This is a genomic window from Aequorivita soesokkakensis, assembly GCF_001641085.1.
GTDB lineage: Bacteria > Bacteroidota > Bacteroidia > Flavobacteriales > Flavobacteriaceae > Aequorivita > Aequorivita soesokkakensis.
In genome coordinates this window covers 78,511-96,923 of the sequence record NZ_LXIE01000001.1, presented here as the reverse complement: position 1 = coordinate 96,923, position 18,413 = coordinate 78,511, and the positions used below count along the sequence as shown (strand labels likewise).

Sequence of the window (18,413 nt, the reverse complement as noted above, 5' to 3'; positions counted from 1 at the left end):
AAAAGAAAGCAGGCCCCAAAACAAAAGGCCTGCTCTACTAACTAAATCTAATTATGAAAAATTAGTTCTTAATAACTTTATAGGTTCCAATTTCTCCGCCAATGGAAACCTTCATAATGTAGGTTCCTGTAGCAAGGTTTGAAACATTTAATTCCATTCTATTGGCAGCATTATTCATTTCAATAACTCTTTGTCCCAAAAGATTGTAAATAGCTACATTATCTATTGTTGAAGTGGCTTTTAAGTTAACCACATCGCTAGTTGGGTTTGGATAAAAACTAAAACCATCAAGCGTGTTGTCTTCCACACCAAGCACGGTAGCATTGATAAGAATATCGGTTATTCCGCCTGTATTCATTACAAAAACATAATAGGTCTGGTCGGCCAAAGTGAATATTGAGGATGAAGTGCCCGGCGCACATTGATTTGTATTTTGGTCAACCAAAGTCAAATCTGCTTCTGTAGCGTTTTCATCAGCAGCCGTGTAAAAAGTTACTGAACTTGCACCCGCTGGAGTAACGATTGTAGCATCTGCATTTCCATCAACGTTTGTTGTGAATTTATACCAAACGCCATTAGCTCCCGTAAGATCACAATTGTTAGGGTTTCCGTTTTCAGTAGTCGCTGCAGGCATTGCAACGGCAGGGTCTGTGTAAGGGAATCCTATTTGGTCAACATCAATTGCATTGGTAATCATATCGTTCGGTGGCGGTACTGGAGTACAGTCAACATTCAAAGTAAAGTTTCCGGTAGCATTCAAGAAACCGTGTACCAAAATGTAATAAGTTGTATTTCCATCACTTTGGAAAGAAACTTCAGATTGAAGTCCGCAAGCATCATCATTGGCAGTTTCGCAAACCAACGCTCCGCAAGTACCTGAATAAACAGTTAATTTACTGTCGTAATCCGTTCCATTACAAAGTGAAATGGTGTAATCTGTAACCAAACCACTGTTATCCGTGAATTCATACCAAACGCCAGGGCCGGTAATGTCAACGCCGCCACAGGCTGGGGCAGAAGCGTCAAAAGTTGCATTGGCAGTAGTTCCGGTAACTGTTTCGCCACAAGCTATTGGTAAGGCATTTTCACATTCATCGTTCACTGCCGTATCTACGCAAGATATTTCCATTGTAAAGTTTCCAGCACTTGTCCCGAAACCTTCTATCATAATAAAATAGGTTGTGGTTCCGTCTGAGTAGAACGTAGCTTCAGACTGCAAGCCACAATTATCATCATTATAACCTACTTGGTTAGCAAGGTCACAGTTATCATAAATTCTAATTGCAGAATCGTAATCAGTTCCGTTACAAAGTGAAACAGTTATTATTTGTGGAGTACCGTTTCCTGTATAGCTGTAAAATTCATCGTTAGCCTCATTTCCTCCAGAATCTGTGTCATTAATAGTTTCACCAGTAACAATGTCTCCACAGGCAACTGCAATGGCGCCACCACAATTGTCGTTTCCGTTATTGTAAAGGTTGTAGTGTGAAAAATAGCCATCATAAAAACCTACAACATTAATAATGTCTTCACCCGCAAAAGGATCAAAATCTACGGAAGTACTTCTGAACGAGCCCATTGTTAAAATGTGGTTGTCGTCATTAAAATACACTTGTGGAAAATCTTCAGAATTGTTGCCACCTGTAGTCCAATGGTTAACATATTCACCCGAAGTTGTCATTTCCATAAGGAAGTTATCCGTTTTTCCATTTGAAGTTGTAAGTGCTTCCGCAGCGCTATTGTCAAAATCGGTTGTGCCATTAAAGGCTCCGGTTACAAAAAGGTTTCCGTTGAAGCCTTCGGTTATATCGTAAAAATGCTCAAGATCTGTAGTTTCGCCACCAAGAACGTAACTGAAGTCATAATTTCCATTGGTATCAAATTTGCTTAAAAAAGCATCGTAAGGGCCGTTGGAAACTTGGGTATTCGTGCCAGCCGTTGGGTCTAAATCAACGGTGCCGGAGAACATTCCTTCCACATAAACGCCAGAAGGTAGGTTATTAATCGATTTAAAAACATCCAACCCAGTACCACCAAACGCCTGACCCCAAATATAATCACCATCGGAAGAAAGTTTCGCCATAAAAAGATCATCGCCTCCGTTTGAGGTAAAGGTTGAAGTTCCTGCATTTGGATCAAGATCTACCGTATTTCTGAATCTTCCTCCAATCAAAATGTCTTCATTCGCATCAAACTCCATATCCACTATTTCAACAATACCCGTTGATCCCAAAGTTTTTACCCAAATAAAATTCCCATCGGTATCTAATTTCAAAAGAAATCCATCAGGCGAAGAGCCACCATTGGTTGAAAATAATTCAAAAGAAGTGTTCGGGTCTGGATCAAAATCAGCATACACAAAGCTTCCGCCAATATATACGTTTCCAGCACTGTCAACTTCGATAGATTTGGAATCTTCGTTAACATTTGCACCCGCTGGGTTACTTACTTGCTTTGCCCAAACAAAATCGCCGTTGCTATCCAATTTTATGATAAAACAATCACGGCTCAAAAAAGGTGAAGGCTGGCTCAATTGGTACACGCCCGGACCCGGATCTGCATCGAAAGATTGAGAACCGGCGCCTTGAAAGTAACCTGTTATATAAAGATTGTCATTAGCGTCCACAGCAACATCAGTTGCCACATCGTCAAATCCGCCACCAAAACCTTTCACCCAAACTGGGTTTCCATCATTATCATATTTCGCCAAAAAACCATCGGCATTTCCTCCTGCCCAGGTTATAGAGTTGCCAATGGTAATGGTTCCTGAATAAATACCTGCTGCATAAACATTGCCTTGGCTGTCCATAGCCGAACGATATGCAAAGTCAATGGAGCCATCGCCAAAAGTGGTAGTTCCATAATACTCTTGGGCCGAGGCAATAGCTCCCAACAGGAAGATCGCAGCCACGAGTACTGTTTTTGTAATTGTTTTCATTTTCACTTTGTTTTAATTAATAATTGGATTTAATTTTTAATATTGAATTCCAGACCTATTCCGCGAACACTGTCAATACTAATGTTGGGATCGTCTTGAAGCCTTTTGCGAACACGTGTAATGAATACGTCCATACTTCTTCCGGAGAAAAAATCTGTTTTGTTCCACACGTGCAGAAGAATATCGTCACGTTTTATCAATTGGTTTCTGTTTGAATAGAGATAAAAAAGCAATCGAGCTTCTTTTTCAGTGATTTTTTGGGTTTTGTCGTTGATTTTCAATTCCAGATTGGTAGCGTCGAACGCGTATTTTCCAATGGAAATGATTTCATTTTGGGGAAGTTCGGCGCGAACGGTTCGCTGTTGTTCCGCACGGTTCATAATATTTTTTATGCGAAGGATCAATTCCTCCGCCTCAAAAGGTTTTACCACATAATCATCCGCGCCAAGTTTTAAACCTTTTATTCTGTCTTCCTTTGTTTTACGGGCTGTAAGGAATAGAAAAGGAATTTCCGGATTCACTTCAATTATTTTTTCCGCAAGTGAAAAACCGTCCATAATAGGCATCATAACATCGAGAATACAAATGTCAAAATCGCCATTCTTAAAAATTTCAAAACCTTCATTGCCATCCTTTGCCCAAGAAACAGAGAATTTATTAAGCTCCAAATATTGTTTCAGCATGGTTCCGAAATCCAAATCATCTTCTGCTAAGAGTATGTTTTTCATATTATTGGAATTTTAATGGTGAATATTGAACCTTTGTTGGCTTCGCTTTCCACAGAAATGCTTCCGCCGTGAGCTTTTATTATTTGCTTTGTGTAATAAAGTCCCAGCCCCAAACCTTTGTAATTATGGGTGTCTTTTTCGCTCACGCGATAAAATTTCTCAAAAATGAAGCGTTGGTATTTTGGAGAAATCCCGATGCCGTTATCCTTTATGCTGATGTAATGTGTGGAATCAGTTTTGTCAATTCCGTAGCTTACCGTCAATTCAGTACCGCCGTATTTTATGGCGTTGTTCAACAGATTTATTATTGCCGTACTCAAATAGAATTTATCGGCTTCAAGCGCAATTCCAGTACTGTCAATGTTTCTGTGAAGTTTTATTTCTGAAGAATTTACGGAGAGCAAATAATCGTCCAGCAATTCATTCATAAAAATGCTGCCATTAAAAGTTTCCTTTGAAAGCTGGATTTCCTGATAACCCAAACTGCTTTGCAGTACTTGGTCTATCAGCTTTTGGAGTCTGGTATTCTGTCTGTCAATTATTTGTACTGCGCCATCGGCAATTTCCTTATTTCCATTGGCGTGTTCGCTAGTCAAGGTTTTGGTTGCAAGTGAAAGCGTGGAAAGCGGAGTTTTAAGTTCGTGGGTAATGTTATTGATGAAATCTGTCTTTATTTCAGCCACACGTTTCTGTTTCATCAAATTTTGAATGGAATAATAGAGTAGCCCAACTACAAATAAAAACAGCAAGCAGGAAGCAACAAATAAAACTGAAAGTTCCTTTGTTAAAACGGAATTCCAGTTTAAAACATTCATAAAAATGCTGGTCTTAAAATTAAGTTTAAAAAAATCTGGATTGCCGTTATTTACGAAATCATGATCCTCTTGCCAGTTACTATAAGTAATTAGTGCGGCATTCTGTGAGTCAAAATTTTCGCCGAGCAACATGATTTTATCCGGATCATCTTCTTTGTATAACGTATCTGTATTTCCCAAACTGTCACTAACTGAGATTGAGCTTACAGACTTTTTAAATTGAATATCAACTCCGGGCATTTCAGCCTCCATTCCTTTTTTATAAACCGCCAAAAAGCCAGGATTTATTTCCTCGGTTTTTTGTTTTAAACGTTGAAGAGCATCCTTTTTAGAAATTTCTCCTTTTTTTAATGCCTCCAATTGTGTAAAGAAATCATTGCGGTATAACCACATTATGGAATCTACTTCTTTTGTATAATATACTTTTGAAATAGCCATCCTAGCATCAATGCTGAACGTTTTTTTCTTTAGTTCGTAGGTATTGTAAATAAGATATCCCTGAATGCCGATAAGCGCGATCAGGGTAAAAATTGAAATGGCGACTAAGCCTTTAAACTTCAGTTGCATGACGTAAATGTATTGTTTAGGTGAAAAGTTAAGGAAATAACGCGAGTCGTTAACTTATCGTTAACCGAAGTGCAAAATTTTGAAAGGAAGTATTTTACAGAAATTTAGATTTCAATTCCACAGTAGGAATCATACAGCTTTCCTTTTTCCCGAACCATTTATAGCGGTTTTTGGCAATGTAATCATAGACTGAATTTCTGATGAATTTTGGCACGATCATAAAGCCAAAAAGTAGGGGATAAGCGCCCGACAGCTGTTTGGCAATATGAAGTGCCGCTGAGGATTTAGTGTAATGTTTTTCGCCATCTATAAGAATGATGGAATCTACTTTTGAAGTGTCTATGTTGAATTTTGAAATCAGTTGTTGACCAATTTCACTTTGAAGCGCCGCAAATTTGAAAACGTTCTTTTTATCGCGTTTAATGATATAAGTAACCGCGCCGTTGCAGAGATTGCAAACGCCGTCGAATAAGATGATTTTATAATTATTAGACATAATTGCTTTTAAGAAATCCCAAAGAAAACAAATCCCAAATTCCAAATAAATCTCAATTTCCAAAAATCAATTAGTTGAAACATTTTTAAAGCTTTTGAAATTTGGAATTTATTATTTGATTTTTTTTGTGATTTGGGATTTGTCATTTGGGATTTTCAATTCAGACTTTTTCAAGTTCCTCCAAACTTACATTGGTTGTAAACATTCCATAATTAACGATTGCCTTGTTTTTTTCAATTGTATCAATTGTTCCAATGGCGCGGCCGTCAATCATTCGCACTCGGTCTCCAATTTTTAGGGCAACTTTCGGTTTTGGTGGTGGTAATTTTTTTGCTTTTTCCTTTTCCTCTTTTTTGCGCTCGCGAATAACTTCAACTTTCTTTTCAACTTCTTTAATAACCTCCCGTTCTTTGGCTTTTACAACCTTTTTCACTTTTGGCGCAAGCTTTTTTCGCTTGCTGTTTTCAATCATTACCAACTTCATCAACTCGTCTATCAACTGTTTTTTCTGTTTGTTGTTGAAATATTTTTCAGAAAGTACATCAACCTTTTTACCCAAGCTAATTAGTTTTTGATTGGCATCAAACAATTCCTGATAGCTTTCCAGTTTTTCCTGCACACGGGCATTCACTTCTTCCAATTGTTTGCCTTCAATCCTAGCTTTTAGTTCCTCATTTTTCAAGGATTCAGAAGTTTTCCGAAGATTTGAACGCTCCTTTTGAAGATTGGCAATGGTTTTATCAAAACGCACTTTGCCGCGCTCAATCTTTTTTTTCGCCTTGTTTATCAAACTGTACGGAATACCGTTTTTCTGCGCAACCTCAAATGTATAGCTGCTTCCCGCTTCACCCAAATGCAAATGGTACAAAGGTTCCAAAGATTTGTTATCGAACTGCATATTTGCATTGATGGCGTGGGGCAATTCATTCGCCAACAATTTTAAATTGGTGTAATGAGTGGTGATTATCCCGAAAGCTTCGCGTTCGTAAAAAACCTCCAAAAATGTTTCTGCCAAAGCGCCACCGAGTTCGGGGTCGCTTCCGGTTCCAAATTCATCAATCAGAAAAAGTGTTTTGTTATTGCACTTTTTTAGGAATTGATTCATTTTTTTTAGACGATAACTATAAGTGCTTAAATGATTTTCAATGGATTGATTATCGCCAATATCAGTTAATATCCTTTTGAAAAAGCAGATTTCACTTTGCGGTTCGGCAGAAATTAGCAGCCCACTTTGAAGCATAACCTGCAAAAGCCCAACGGTTTTTAGCGTGATACTTTTCCCGCCTGCGTTTGGTCCAGAGATTACAATAATTCGTTTATCGGGAACCAATTCAATGCTTTGCGGAAATGTTTTTTCTTTCCTTTTATTGTTTGAAACCAACAACAGTGGATGAAATGCTTTTTGAAGCGAAATCTTTTTTTCCGAAACGATAATGGGCAACACGCCGTTTATTTTTAAAGCATATTTTGCTTTCGCGTAAAGCACGTCCATCGTTATCAAATATTCCTGATAGCTTGCCAAAAGTTCGGCGTGCGGACGTACAAATTCCGTCATCGCCTTTAAAATGCGCTTTATTTCCTCGTCTTCCTCGTATAAAAGATTACTGAGCTCGTTGGCGTATTCCAGCGTTTCCTGCGGTTCAATATAAACGATGCTTCCCGTTTTTGAACTACCCAAAACGGCGCCTTTCACTTTTTTGCGATGCATCGCTTTTACGGCAAGCACGCGGCGGTTTTCAACCACTGACTCGCGGATTTCGTCCAAATAATCACTCTGTGCGTACTGTGAAAGTGCTTTTGTGAAAGAGGAATTAATCTTTCCTTTTACAATATTCAATCTCCTGCGAATGATACCAAGTTCTGTAGAAGCTTCGTCCTTTATTTCGCCGTATTTGTCAACGCGTTTGTTGATTTCTTCGGAAATGATTGAGGTGTAACTGACATCTTCCGAAAAGGAATTCAAGTGAATATAAAATTCTTCAAATTTCTTAAAGAATTTCAAAAGAATCCGTGTAGTTTCAGAAATGGAAAGAATCTTTCGAAAACCGGAAATTTCAAGACTACTGTTTTCAATTTCAAGCAAACGAAGCTCCCTAAAAATAGGATCAAAACCGTGATTTGGGATTCTGTTGTCACCATCAAACGAAGCTGTAAATTCCTTAACACGCTGCAATTCTGGCTCAATTTCAGAAAATTCCTCAAAAGGTATTATAGCCAAAATGGCTTCGCGACCAGGTTCGGTTACACAAAATTCTGCAACTTGCCGAAGCACGGCAGGAAATTCTAAATCCTCTAAAGTTTTACTGTCAATACGGGCTTTCCGTTTTATTTCCATTAATTTTACTTTTTCAGCAATCATACAAAAGTAACAATAATGGAGGTAACAATTGAGCCCGGATGGAAGGCGATTTTAAAGGAAGAATTTGAAAAGCCTTATTTCAAAAATTTAGTGGAATTTGTAAAAAATGAATATTCTTCCACAAAATGTTTTCCGCCGGGAAAGCAGATTTTTTCGGCTTTTAACCATACTCCTTTTAATGATGTGAAAGTTGTGATTATTGGGCAGGACCCTTATCACGGCGACGGACAGGCGCATGGTTTGTGTTTTTCTGTGGGTGAAAATGTAGCGACTCCGCCTTCGTTAAAAAATATTTTTGAAGAAATAAGGACTGATATTGGAACGCCTATTCCGAGCAATGGAAATTTGGAACGCTGGGCAGATCAAGGGGTTTTGCTTTTAAATGCAACTTTGACCGTTCGGGCACACCAAGCTGGAAGCCATCAAAATAGGGGATGGGAAAAATTTACGGATGCCATTATTGAAAAACTTTCACAGGAAAGGGAAGGCTTGGTTTTTATGCTTTGGGGAGGACCTGCAAAAAAGAAAGGAGCAAAGGTGGATAATTCAAAACATTTGGTTTTAACTAGTGGTCATCCTTCGCCATTGGCCGCAAATAGGGGCTATTGGTTTGGCAATAAGCACTTCAGCAAAACAAATGATTATTTAGAGGAAAAAGGGAAAAAACCAATTGCGTGGTAATTTTCAAATACAAAACAATAGAATAGAAACGGGGAGAGATTTTCTATTCTTCTTCGGGTACTTCAGATTCGGTAGCGTCGTTGCAGCTAAATTGCAATAGCAAGAAGTTTGTGACTAACAACGCCCCCAAAACGATTAAAAAAGTAGTCATAATACTTGGTTTTATACAAATAAGATGCAGGTTCTACTTTCGGGTTGCGTAAATATTAAGATTTTTTTTAGATATTTTCTAAGATATTGTTTTTCTGAATTTTAGCTTCAATTAAATCCAGTTCCAATAGTTTTTGCTGAATATTTTCCAGCTCTTTTGAAGTCAATTGACGATCGCTCCATTCGGTCAAGGAAAGCCATTCTCTAACATCCTCAATTTTTTGGCCATAGCGTTTTGCAATCATTTCATCAATATTTGGAAGGGTTTTAAAATCTGAAGTTACCAAATTAATTACTTCAAGGATTGCTTTTACGCTTTCAGCCTCATTTTCCAAAACATCGTTACGAACGGCAATCACAAAACTTGGCCACGGAGTAGGGGATTCGCCAACCAAACGGAAAATGCCCTTGTCCACGTGGGGTTTTGTCATAAACTTTTCCCACATAAAATAATCGCCGTCTCCTTTTGGAAGCCCTTCCAATGCACCATCCAAATCTTTTATCACCTTAAAATTCAAATCCTTTTTTAAATCCCAAGCAAGATTTTCAGCGTTTACAAACGCCATTAAATGCGAACCTGAGCCATAACGACTAATTGCAGCTTCGGTTCCTTTTAAATCTGAAACGGTCTCATAATCTGAATTTGCGGCAACGTGAATTCCCCAAAGCAAAGGCGATTTCACAAAAACCTGTACAATTTTTGTTTCGCTACCGTTGATAATATCGCGAACCATTCCTTCGGTAAGGATTACGGCCATATCAATTTCCTTTTCTCGTAGTGCGCGGCACATTTGGCCAGTTCCACCGGCAAAATCCTTCCAACGAAGATTGATTCCCTTTTCATTGAATTTTTTGTCGCGAAGCGCGATGTACCAAGGCAAATTAAAATGTTCAGGCACACCGCCGATGATGAAATTTTTCATTTAGCAATTATTTCCAAAGTGGATTTTATTAAAGATTCTATAGTTTTTTCAGGATTTTTACTGAAAGTTCCGTTTGCTCTGTTAGCCAAAATGGCATTTAGTGATATTGCGCGATGACCCAATAATCTTGCCATTCCATAAATTCCGGAAGTTTCCATTTCAAGATTTGTAATTTTTTTTCCTTTAAAATTGAAGTTTTGGATTTTATTATTCATTTTTCCATCTTCAAGCTTAAGTCGAAGAACGCGTCCTTGAGGGCCATAAAAACCTACATTGGTTGCTGTGATTCCTTGTCTGAATTTTTCAGAAAAGAATTTTTTCAGCAGCTTTTCATCAGCGGAAACAACGTAAGGTTTGGACTTTTTAGAATTCAAATTTGTTTGTGAAACAAATGCTTCGGAAAAATCTTCCTCTAAAAAAGAAGTATCGCCGTAAAAGTGAAGTAAATTATCAAAACCAATTGCTTTTTCAGAAACCAAAAAACTGTCAATCTCAATTTCAGGTTGAATGGCACCCGAAGTGCCAATACGAATGATTTCAAGGGAAGTCAATTCTTTTTTAACGGTTCGGGTTTCAAAATCTATGTTTTTTAAGGCATCCAACTCATTGAAAACAATGTCTATATTGTCCGTTCCAATTCCAGTAGAAATTACGCTGATTCGTTTTCCGTTCAAACTTCCTGTGTGTGTTTTAAACTCACGTTTGTGGACTTTAAACTCAATTTCGTCAAAATATTTTGAAACCGCATCAACCCGATCGGGATCACCAACTGTAATTATTGTATCTGCAAGCTGATGTGGCAGTAAATTAAGGTGATAAATACTGCCGTCTGGGTTGAGAATAAGTTCCGAATCTTTAATTTCCATAGTAATATATCAACCCCCAACTCGCTTCACCTTAAAACCCTTATCCTTCAAAAAACTCATAATCTTATCGCGATAATCGCCCTGAATGATAATTTGTTCATTCTTAAAACTTCCGCCGACGCTCAATAATTGCTTTATTTCCTTTGCCAAAATTTTAAAATCTGAATCTGCGCCAGTATATCCTTCAATAATAGTTATTGGCTTGCCTTTTCGCTTTTCATATTTGCAAATTAAAGGATCATCCTGCATCCAAATAGTAGTTTCTTCCTCAGTTTCGGGAATATCATTTGTTTCGTGGTCTGGGAAAAGATTTTTTAATTGATCTTTTAAATCCATTACTTTTTAATTAAGCCAATTTCTACCAAACGCTGGTGCAAAAATTCACCAGCCGTAATGTCATCATACGCTTTTTCATGTTCGGCATCAATACATTCCGGCAAACAATTCAATTTCATATCGCTGCGAGGATGCATAAAGAAAGGGATAGAATAGCGTGGACTTCCCCATTCCTCTCGCGGTGGATTTATAACACGATGAATAGTGGAACGCAATTTATTATTTGTATGTCTTTCAAGCATATCACCAACGTTTATAACCAATTCATCCTCGTTTGGTATTGCATCAATCCATTCGCCATCTTTTCTTAAAACTTGAAGTCCACCAGCCGATGCCCCCATTAATAATGTGATTAAGTTTATATCTCCATGGGCTCCAGCACGCACAGCACCTTTGGGTTCTTCCGTGATAGGAGGGTAGTGTATTGGGCGTAAAATGCTATTTCCGTTTGTTGCCCAATGGTCAAAATAAAATTCATCCAAACCAATATAAAGTGCCAATGCCCGAAGTACATAAATTCCTGTTTTTTCAAGCATTCGGTATGCTTCCATCCCTGTGTGATTGAAATCCGGCAATTCTTTTACCTGCACATTTTTTGGATATTCCTCAATCAGTTTTGCATCTGCAGCGGGTTCTTGACCAAAGTGCCAAAACTCCTTTAAATCGCCTTCCTTCTTTCCTTTAGCGTGTTCTTTTCCGAAGGAAATATAACCGCGCTGTCCTCCAAGGCCTTCAATTTCATATTTTTCCTTTACTTCAAGCGGAAGGGCAAAAAAACTTTTCACTTCTTTATAAAGTTCTTCAACCAAATCGTCGCTGAGAAAGTGGTTTTTAAGCGAAACAAAGCCTATGTCTTCATATGCAGAACCAATTTCGTTTACAAATTTTTGTTTTCTTTTTGGATCTTCAGATAGAAAATCGGCCAAATCTACACTGGGTATATTATTCATAGCAATTGAAATTAGCTTACAAAGATACCAAATTGTAAAAGTTTTTCCACAGCTAAATTTTGCTTTAATAATCCTTGTGGCAAAGGGTTTTTTTCTACTTTTGGTACTGCAAAATTATTATGATGAAACCAGAAACCACGCCACATATTTTCTTCGATTATAACCGAAAAGACCTTGATAATGAAATTTTGTTGAAACTTTACCGAGGTATGCTCAAACCGAGAATGATAGAAGAGAAAATGCTCATTCTTCTTCGCCAAGGAAAAGTTTCAAAATGGTTCAGTGGAATTGGGCAGGAAGCAATTTCAGTAGGAATTACGGCGGTTTTGGACAAAGACGAATACATATTACCGATGCACCGGAATTTAGCTGTTTTCACGATGCGCGATATTCCGTTGCACAGGTTGTTTTCGCAGTGGCAGGGAAAGGCGAACGGTTTTACAAAAGGTCGCGACAGAAGTTTTCACTTTGGAACACAGGAATTTCACATTGTTGGGATGATTTCGCATTTAGGGCCACAATTTGGCGTTGCCGATGGAATTGCGTTGGCAAACAAATTAAAGGGAAACAATAAAGTGTGTGCTGTTTTCACAGGCGAAGGCGGAACGAGCGAAGGCGACATTCACGAAGCGCTGAACGTTGCTTCTGTTTGGCAACTTCCGGTTTTGTTTTGTGTAGAAAACAATGGTTACGGCCTTTCAACTCCAACCAACGAACAATATAATTGTGAAAATATTGCAGACCGTGGCAAAGGTTACGGAATGGAAGCTCATATTATTGAGGGCAATGATATTTTGGAAGTTTATACAAAATTGAAAAATTTGGTGGAAAGTATGCGGATAAATCCACGTCCAGTTTTGTTAGAGTTTAAAACCTTCAGAATGCGCGGCCACGAAGAGGCGAGTGGTACAAAATATGTTCCGACAGACTTAATAGACGAATGGGGCTTGCGCGATCCACTTCTGAATTATGAAAGTTATTTGTTGAACGAAGGAGTTCTTTCCGAAGAAAAAATTCAGGAATTTAAAGATGAGTTTAAGCACGAAATAGATGAAAATTTAGACATCGCCTTTGCTGAACCAAAAATTGAATCTACTGAAGCTAATGAATTAAATGATGTTTATAAAGAATTTAAATATCAGGAAGTTAAAGAAAACTCAAAAAAAGAAAACATACGTTTAATCGATGCTATTTCGCAAGGTTTAAAACAATCTATGGAACGTCACGACAATCTTGTGATAATGGGCCAGGATGTTGCTGAATACGGAGGAGTTTTCAAAATAACGGAAGGATTTGTGGAGCAATTCGGGAAAGACCGTGTGCGCAATACACCTATATGTGAATCGGCGATTGTTTCTGCGGCAATGGGGCTTTCCATTAATGGATACAAAGCGATTGTAGAGATGCAATTTGCTGATTTTGTCACTTCGGGCTTTAACCCAATAATCAATTATCTAGCGAAAAGTCACTATAGATGGAGCGAAAAAGCAGATGTGGTTGTAAGGATGCCCTGTGGCGCAGGAGTGGGAGCGGGACCGTTTCACAGCCAAACCAATGAAGCATGGTTTACGCATACTCCTGGCTTAAAGGTTGTTTACCCAGCTTTTCCGTATGATGCAAAAGGGTTATTGGCAACAAGTATTGAGGATCCAAATCCAGTGATGTTTTTTGAACATAAAGCATTATACAGAAGTATTAGACAAGATGTGCCAACAGATTATTACACACTGCCATTGGGAAAAGCTTCTCTTTTAAAAGAAGGAAAGGACGTTACAATAATAACTTACGGTGCCGGGGTACATTGGGCCTTGGACACTTTAGATCAAAATCAAGAAATAAGTGCAGACTTAATTGACTTACGGACATTAGTTCCTTTAGATACTGAAGCAATATACAATTCAGTGAAGAAGACCGGGAAGGTAATTATACTTCAAGAAGATTCTATGTTTGGGGGGATTGCCTCAGATATTTCTGCACTAATAATGGAAAACTGTTTTGAATATTTGGATGCTCCAGTAAAACGTGTGGCCAGTTTGGAAACACCGATTCCTTTTGCCGCAAATTTAGAATCTGCCTATCTTCCTAAGCAAAAATTCAAAGAAATCCTATTGGATTTACTGTCTTACTAATAATTTAACATTCCTTGTTAAACTTTAGATAAAGGAAATCCAAATGTTAAAATTGTTGTTTACTTTAGTGAAATACTAATCATTAAAACTCAACATTATGGTACGCTGGATTGTTATTTTCTTAGTAATTGCATTGATTGCAGCAGTTTTTGGTTTTGGTGGCATCGCAGAAGGTGCGGCTGATATAGCAAAAATTATTTTTTACATTTTTATAGTACTTTTAGTACTATCCTTACTTTCAAGATTATTCAGAAGGTAAAAATTTCACACAACCTATTTTTTAAACACAAACTATCATTTTATGAAAAAAATCCTCATTTTGGCCCTCATTGCGGCCACCGCATTTTCCTGTGGTACACCCAAAACCGTTCAGGAATCTAAAAAAGTAATTAAAGGGTATTGGACCTTAGACAATGTAAGTTATGGTTCATCAGGTAAATTCAATGTTACACTTTTTAACGATACCTCTGCAGAGTGTTTTGAAGGAAGTTCATGGCGTTTTATACCTAATAATAATACCGCAACTTATAATATCGAAAATCCCAACTGTCCAACAGGGGAGAGAAATTTTATTTTCACAATTGTGGAAATAGATCCCGCATCTGGATTGTATGACTTTATTATCAAGCCCACGAACGCTAAAGGTAAATCTGAAGATAATTCAGGTTTCAGGGTCCATTTGGCCCAGCTAAGTGAATCTTCCATGCGCTGGGAGCAAACAGTAAGTTTGGAGGGTAAACCCTTTAAAATAAATATGAATTTTTCTAAAATAAACGAACAATAATTATGAAAACATTTTTTAAACAAATAACATTTGTTGCTTTAGCTTTTACGATAATTGTAAGCTTAGGAAGCTGTGAAGCCACAAGAAATGCTAACAACAAGCAAAAGGGTGCCGTGATTGGTGCTACTGGCGGTGCCATTTTGGGAGCTATAATCGGTAACAATGTAGGTAAAGGCGGAAATGGAGAACTTGGTGCTGTAATTGGCGGTGTTGTTGGTGGTGGTGCTGGTGTTCTTATTGGAAGCAAAATGGACAAACAGGCTCAAAAGATTGAACAAGAAATTCCTGGAGCCCAAGTAGAAAGAGTTGACGATGGTATTGTAGTTACTTTCGATGAAAATAGTGGTGTTTATTTCGACACTGCTAAATATAATATCAACTCAGCCTCTCAAGCTACTTTAGATAAACTGGCTAATGTTTTAAAAGAATATCCAGATACGGATGTACTTGTGGTAGGTCATACAGATAGTGTGGGTGCAGATGAAATGAACATGACATTATCTAAAAACAGAGCGCAATCCGTAACAAATTATTTTGTTCAGAATAAAGGTTTAAGCTCAGGTCGTTTTACTACTAATTGGTACGGAGAAACTGCTCCTGTAGCTGATAATTCCACAGCGGAAGGACGCGCAAAAAATAGACGTGTTAACCTTGCAATCGTTCCAAATGAAAAAATGAAGAACGAGGCTAAACAACAAGCCGGCGAGTAATTTTTAAATTAAAAATTTAATTAAATCCCGTACCAGTTTTGGACGGGATTTTTTTAGCTTTAAAGCGAATAATGACAAACAAAAAAAAATTTGATATTATTATTGTTGGAGGCGGACTTGCTGGCCTAACAACTGCTTTACATCTTGCAAATAATAATTGCAAAGTTTGTTTGATTGAAAAAAATGAATATCCCCACCATAAAGTTTGTGGGGAATATGTGAGTAATGAAGTTTTGCCCTATTTAGAAATCTTGGGAATTGATCCATTTTTGGAAGGAGCAAAAAAAATAACAAAATTTGAAATTACCGATTCAAATGGATTACCAATTAAAGCCAAACTTCCATTGGGTGGATTTGGATTGAGCAGGTATGCATTTGATAATTTACTCTACCAAGCCCTTAAAAATAAGGCTAAAATTGTTTTTGATACAGTGGAAAAAATTGATTTTGATATAAATCAATTTACAGTTTCCACACAACAAAAAGATATTTACAAAGCAGATTTTGTTATTGGTGCGTTCGGAAAACGTTCAAATATAGATTCGTTTTTGAAACGTGATTTTATGAAGCAAAACTCCACTTGGCTTGCTGTGAAAAATCATTTTGAATATGAATTTCCGGAAGATACCGTGGCCCTTCACAATTTCAACGGCGGATATTGCGGCTTAAGCAAAACTGAAACAAATGCTGTGAATGCTTGCTATTTGACTACTTTTAAATCTTTTAAAAGATATAACGATATTGAAAAATTTCAAAATCAAGAGCTTTCAAAAAATCCTTTTTTGGAGAAATTTTTCAGCCAAGCAATCCCAATATTTAAAAAACCATTGACCATTAGCCAAATCTCATTTCATAAAAAGAAACCTGTGGAAAACCATATTTTTATGGTAGGGGACAGTGCAGGCTTAATTCACCCCTTGTGCGGTAATGGAATGGCAATGGCAATTAAAAGCGCACAGATTTTCTCGGAATTATTTTTAAATAATTTTAAAAAAAACAATTTTGAAAGATCAAGATTGGAAGAGGAATATTCTAGAATGTGGGAAAATGAATTTGGCGAGCGATTGAGAACGGGAAGATTCGTGCAAAAAGTTTTATTGAATCCTTTTGCTTCAAAAGTAGGGTTTTCAATGGCCCGGATTGTTCCTTCAATAGTGCCGAAAATTATTGAAAAAACGCACGGAACCAAAGCTGTATGATTACTTTCAGCAATAAATACAGATCTCAGCAAGTGGAAATCATGGACGATTTGGATTTCAAAGGGGAAGAAATGAAAAATCTTTTGGGCGATTTGAAGTATGTAAACAAATGGCTGGGCGGCAACAAGGTTACGTTTGATGGAATTGAAAAACTTTTGCGCGGCAATTCAAAAAAGGAACCAATCACAATTTTGGATATTGGTTGTGGCGACGGCGAATTGCTTCGAAATTGTGCAAAATATGCAGAAAATAATAATATAAAATTGAAATGCATCGGGGTGGATTTCAATAAAAATATTTTGGAATATGCTGAAAAACAAAGTATAGGGTGTTCAAATATAAAATATTTAAAAGTTGATGTTTTTTTGGAGGAAGAATTAATTCCGAATTGCGATATTGCAGTATGTACGCTGTTTTTGCATCATTTCAGCAATGAAAAAATAGAAAAATTATTAAATATTCTTTTAAAAAAATCAAATAACGGATTGGTAATTAACGATTTGCAAAGAAGCAGAATAGCCTTCAATTTATTTAAAATAGTGAGTAAATTATTTTTAAAAACCAAAACTGCAAAATATGACGGTTTGGTGTCCATAGCGAGAGGTTTTAAAAAAGATGAACTTGAATATATTTCAAAAAAAATCCCAAATCAAAAAAGTGAAATCCATTGGCGGTGGGCCTTCCGCTATCAATGGGTACTCAAAAAAACGATATGAGCGTAAAAATAACCACAGTAGCAAAACAGTTGCCGGCCCACAGTAGAAACACTGCGGAAGTAATTCCGTTTGTAAAACAATGGATGAGTGGGCAGGACAGCCGTTTTCAGCGAAAAGTGATAAAAATATTTGAAGGAGCGGGCGTGGATAAACGCTATTCCATTATGGATCCTATAGAAGTCTTTACAAACACGAGTTTTGAGGAACGCAACGATATTTATGTTCGCGAAATAACAAAACTAGGGAAGCAATGTCTTGAAAAAGCGTTGAAAAAAGCTCATTGGAAACCTACGGATGTAGATTTTATTATTACCGTTAGCTGCACAGGAATTATGATTCCGTCGGTTGATGCCTATTTGATTAATGAACTGAAAATGAAGCAGGACATTGTCCGCCTTCCCGTTACCGAAATGGGCTGTGCGGCCGGGGTTTCGGGGATTATTTATGCCAATAATTTTTTAAAGGCAAATCCCGGAAAACGTGCCGCCGTAATTGCCTTGGAAGCGCCCACCGCTACTTTTCAATTGGAAGATTTTTCGATGGTAAATATTGTTAGTGCGGCAATTTTTGGGGATGGTGCAGCTTGCGTTTTGCTTTCATCCAATGAAAGTGATACTGGCCCAGAAATACTTGCAGAAGAAATGTACCATTTTTATGACGCCACAGATATGATGGGTTTTAAGCTTGTAAATACAGGGCTTCAAATGATTCTTGACAAAGGCGTTCCAGAAAAAATTGCTGAACATTTTCCCGCCATCGTACATCCTTTTCTTGAAAAAAACAATTTGAAAATAAAGGATATTGATCACCTCATATTTCATCCTGGAGGCCGGAAGATTGTTGAAACTGTTGAGGATTTATTCGGGAGTTTGGGCAAAAACATTGAAGATACCAAAGAAGTACTTAAATTGTACGGAAATATGAGCAGCGCAACCGTACTTTATGTATTGGAAAGATTTATGGACCAAAACCCGACAAGTGGCGATTTAGGCCTGATGCTCAGTTTTGGGCCCGGATTTTCAGCACAACGGGTTTTATTGAAATTCTAAGGTTTCTTTATTCAGAT

At 37.5% G+C, this 18,413-nt stretch carries 17 protein-coding genes; 8 read left to right on the top strand and 9 right to left on the bottom strand.

Features of this window, described 5'->3' with window-relative positions:
* Nucleotides 1–61 precede the first annotated feature (61 nt).
* From A7A78_RS00490 to A7A78_RS00470, 5 genes are all read right to left on the bottom strand, one after another.
* Entirely contained in the window at nucleotides 62–2,938 is a 2,877-nt protein-coding gene (locus A7A78_RS00490) for a T9SS type A sorting domain-containing protein (RefSeq protein WP_068760179.1), read from the bottom strand.
* A gap of 29 nt (nucleotides 2,939–2,967) precedes the next feature.
* Nucleotides 2,968–3,666: a response regulator transcription factor gene (locus A7A78_RS00485; RefSeq protein WP_068760175.1), complete on the bottom strand. Its 699-nt coding sequence runs from the start codon at nucleotides 3,664–3,666 to the stop codon at nucleotides 2,968–2,970.
* A complete protein-coding gene (locus A7A78_RS00480) occupies nucleotides 3,663–5,048 on the bottom strand; it encodes a sensor histidine kinase (protein WP_068760173.1) in 1,386 nt (461 codons plus the stop codon). Before A7A78_RS00480 ends, A7A78_RS00485 begins: the two co-directional genes overlap by 4 nt.
* A 94-nt stretch (nucleotides 5,049–5,142) precedes the next feature.
* Nucleotides 5,143–5,544 (bottom strand): thiol-disulfide oxidoreductase DCC family protein, encoded by a 402-nt coding sequence (locus tag A7A78_RS00475; RefSeq protein ID WP_068760171.1) that lies wholly within the window; start codon nucleotides 5,542–5,544, stop codon nucleotides 5,143–5,145.
* Nucleotides 5,545–5,704: 160 nt separating this feature from the next.
* Nucleotides 5,705–7,879, bottom strand: coding sequence for an endonuclease MutS2 (locus tag A7A78_RS00470; protein WP_068760877.1), 2,175 nt, complete (start codon nucleotides 7,877–7,879; stop codon nucleotides 5,705–5,707).
* A gap of 39 nt (nucleotides 7,880–7,918) precedes the next feature.
* On the opposite strand from A7A78_RS00470, the gene ung reads away from it, so the two are divergent.
* On the top strand, nucleotides 7,919–8,584 hold the full coding sequence (gene ung, locus A7A78_RS00465) for a uracil-DNA glycosylase (RefSeq protein ID WP_068760169.1): 666 nt from the start codon (nucleotides 7,919–7,921) through the stop codon (nucleotides 8,582–8,584).
* A gap of 218 nt (nucleotides 8,585–8,802) precedes the next feature.
* Here the strand turns inward: ung and A7A78_RS00460 are convergent, their stop codons facing one another.
* Genes A7A78_RS00460 through A7A78_RS00445 form a run of 4 tightly spaced genes read right to left on the bottom strand, consistent with a single transcriptional unit; the run spans nucleotide 8,803 to nucleotide 11,809 of the window.
* On the bottom strand, nucleotides 8,803–9,657 hold the full coding sequence (locus tag A7A78_RS00460; protein WP_068760167.1) for a substrate-binding domain-containing protein: 855 nt from the start codon (nucleotides 9,655–9,657) through the stop codon (nucleotides 8,803–8,805).
* Nucleotides 9,654–10,523 carry a nucleoside phosphorylase gene (locus tag A7A78_RS00455; protein WP_068760165.1) on the bottom strand — a complete coding sequence of 290 codons (870 nt, stop codon included), beginning with the start codon at nucleotides 10,521–10,523 and terminating at the stop codon, nucleotides 9,654–9,656. The genes A7A78_RS00460 and A7A78_RS00455 overlap by 4 nt, the downstream gene beginning before the upstream one ends.
* A gap of 9 nt (nucleotides 10,524–10,532) precedes the next feature.
* Entirely contained in the window at nucleotides 10,533–10,859 is a 327-nt protein-coding gene (locus A7A78_RS00450; RefSeq protein ID WP_068760163.1) for a translation initiation factor, read from the bottom strand.
* Nucleotides 10,859–11,809 (bottom strand): isopenicillin N synthase family dioxygenase, encoded by a 951-nt coding sequence (locus A7A78_RS00445; protein WP_068760161.1) that lies wholly within the window; start codon nucleotides 11,807–11,809, stop codon nucleotides 10,859–10,861. Before A7A78_RS00445 ends, A7A78_RS00450 begins: the two co-directional genes overlap by 1 nt.
* 119 nt (nucleotides 11,810–11,928) lie before the next feature.
* Between A7A78_RS00445 and A7A78_RS00440 the strand changes: the two genes are divergently transcribed.
* From A7A78_RS00440 to A7A78_RS00415, 7 genes are all read left to right on the top strand, one after another.
* Nucleotides 11,929–13,938, top strand: coding sequence for an alpha-ketoacid dehydrogenase subunit alpha/beta (locus A7A78_RS00440; protein WP_068760159.1), 2,010 nt, complete (start codon nucleotides 11,929–11,931; stop codon nucleotides 13,936–13,938).
* Nucleotides 13,939–14,035: 97 nt separating this feature from the next.
* Entirely contained in the window at nucleotides 14,036–14,197 is a 162-nt protein-coding gene (locus A7A78_RS14820) for a DUF1328 domain-containing protein (RefSeq protein WP_094745982.1), read from the top strand.
* Nucleotides 14,198–14,239: 42 nt separating this feature from the next.
* Nucleotides 14,240–14,722 (top strand): lipocalin family protein, encoded by a 483-nt coding sequence (locus A7A78_RS00435; RefSeq protein WP_068760157.1) that lies wholly within the window; start codon nucleotides 14,240–14,242, stop codon nucleotides 14,720–14,722.
* A 2-nt stretch (nucleotides 14,723–14,724) separates the two neighbouring features.
* Entirely contained in the window at nucleotides 14,725–15,432 is a 708-nt protein-coding gene (locus A7A78_RS00430; RefSeq protein ID WP_068760155.1) for a YiaD family glycine zipper/OmpA-like lipoprotein, read from the top strand.
* Nucleotides 15,433–15,503: 71 nt separating this feature from the next.
* The gene (locus A7A78_RS00425) at nucleotides 15,504–16,631 is read left to right on the top strand and encodes an NAD(P)/FAD-dependent oxidoreductase (protein WP_068760153.1); all 1,128 of its coding nucleotides are present in this window, start codon (nucleotides 15,504–15,506) and stop codon (nucleotides 16,629–16,631) included.
* Entirely contained in the window at nucleotides 16,628–17,347 is a 720-nt protein-coding gene (locus A7A78_RS00420) for a methyltransferase domain-containing protein (protein WP_068760151.1), read from the top strand. The genes A7A78_RS00425 and A7A78_RS00420 overlap by 4 nt, the downstream gene beginning before the upstream one ends.
* Entirely contained in the window at nucleotides 17,344–18,396 is a 1,053-nt protein-coding gene (locus tag A7A78_RS00415) for a type III polyketide synthase (RefSeq protein ID WP_068760876.1), read from the top strand. The genes A7A78_RS00420 and A7A78_RS00415 overlap by 4 nt, the downstream gene beginning before the upstream one ends.
* Nucleotides 18,397–18,413: the final 17 nt, after the last annotated feature.

Bases quoted from the DNA above. Each gene is read 5' to 3' on its own strand.
- A7A78_RS00450 (WP_068760163.1), bottom strand. From the start codon at position 10,859: ATGGATTTAAAAGATCAATTAAAAAATCTTTTCCCAGACCACGAAACA.
- A7A78_RS00430 (WP_068760155.1), top strand. From the start codon at position 14,725: ATGAAAACATTTTTTAAACAAATAACATTTGTTGCTTTAGCTTTTACG.
- A7A78_RS00470 (WP_068760877.1), bottom strand. From the start codon at position 7,879: ATGGAAATAAAACGGAAAGCCCGTATTGACAGTAAAACTTTAGAGGAT.
- A7A78_RS00415 (WP_068760876.1), top strand. From the start codon at position 17,344: ATGAGCGTAAAAATAACCACAGTAGCAAAACAGTTGCCGGCCCACAGT.
- A7A78_RS00455 (WP_068760165.1), bottom strand. From the start codon at position 10,523: ATGGAAATTAAAGATTCGGAACTTATTCTCAACCCAGACGGCAGTATT.
- A7A78_RS00445 (WP_068760161.1), bottom strand. From the start codon at position 11,809: ATGAATAATATACCCAGTGTAGATTTGGCCGATTTTCTATCTGAAGAT.
- A7A78_RS00425 (WP_068760153.1), top strand. From the start codon at position 15,504: ATGACAAACAAAAAAAAATTTGATATTATTATTGTTGGAGGCGGACTT.
- A7A78_RS00490 (WP_068760179.1), bottom strand. From the start codon at position 2,938: ATGAAAACAATTACAAAAACAGTACTCGTGGCTGCGATCTTCCTGTTG.
- A7A78_RS00475 (WP_068760171.1), bottom strand. From the start codon at position 5,544: ATGTCTAATAATTATAAAATCATCTTATTCGACGGCGTTTGCAATCTC.
- A7A78_RS00440 (WP_068760159.1), top strand. From the start codon at position 11,929: ATGATGAAACCAGAAACCACGCCACATATTTTCTTCGATTATAACCGA.
- A7A78_RS14820 (WP_094745982.1), top strand. From the start codon at position 14,036: ATGGTACGCTGGATTGTTATTTTCTTAGTAATTGCATTGATTGCAGCA.
- A7A78_RS00460 (WP_068760167.1), bottom strand. From the start codon at position 9,657: ATGAAAAATTTCATCATCGGCGGTGTGCCTGAACATTTTAATTTGCCT.
- ung (WP_068760169.1), top strand. From the start codon at position 7,919: ATGGAGGTAACAATTGAGCCCGGATGGAAGGCGATTTTAAAGGAAGAA.
- A7A78_RS00485 (WP_068760175.1), bottom strand. From the start codon at position 3,666: ATGAAAAACATACTCTTAGCAGAAGATGATTTGGATTTCGGAACCATG.
- A7A78_RS00480 (WP_068760173.1), bottom strand. From the start codon at position 5,048: ATGCAACTGAAGTTTAAAGGCTTAGTCGCCATTTCAATTTTTACCCTG.
- A7A78_RS00420 (WP_068760151.1), top strand. From the start codon at position 16,628: ATGATTACTTTCAGCAATAAATACAGATCTCAGCAAGTGGAAATCATG.
- A7A78_RS00435 (WP_068760157.1), top strand. From the start codon at position 14,240: ATGAAAAAAATCCTCATTTTGGCCCTCATTGCGGCCACCGCATTTTCC.